Origin of the sequence: Idiomarina sp. 28-8, assembly GCF_000320945.2 — a bacterium.
GTDB classification, from domain to species: Bacteria; Pseudomonadota; Gammaproteobacteria; order Enterobacterales; family Alteromonadaceae; genus Idiomarina; species Idiomarina loihiensis.
Map to the genome: position 1 here is coordinate 1 of NZ_BANL01000065.1, position 332 is coordinate 332.

Here is a 332-nt window from a genome sequence, read left to right on the forward strand (position 1 = left end):
TCTTCCAGCACATGCTGCCTTCATTTGGCATTGAAGTCCGTTTTGCCGAATCGGATAAAGCGGAAGACATAGGCAAACTTATAGACGGTAAAACTAAAGCCGTATTCTGTGAAAGTATTGGCAACCCGGCGGGAAACATCGCCGATTTAGAAGGCTATGCTGAGGTCGCTCACCAGCATGGAGTTCCACTGGTCGTGGACAACACGGTTGCTACACCGATACTTTGCAAACCCATTGATTTTGGCGCTGACATTGTGGTGCATTCACTAACCAAATACATTGGGGGTCATGGCAATTCAGTTGGCGGATTAATAGTCGATAGCGGAGGGTTT

General features: G+C 47.6%; 1 protein-coding gene. It reads left to right on the forward strand.

Features of this window, described 5'->3' with window-relative positions:
* On the forward strand, nt 1-332 hold a 332-nt coding region (locus RJ32_RS15380), incomplete at both ends, for an aminotransferase class V-fold PLP-dependent enzyme (protein WP_034823238.1).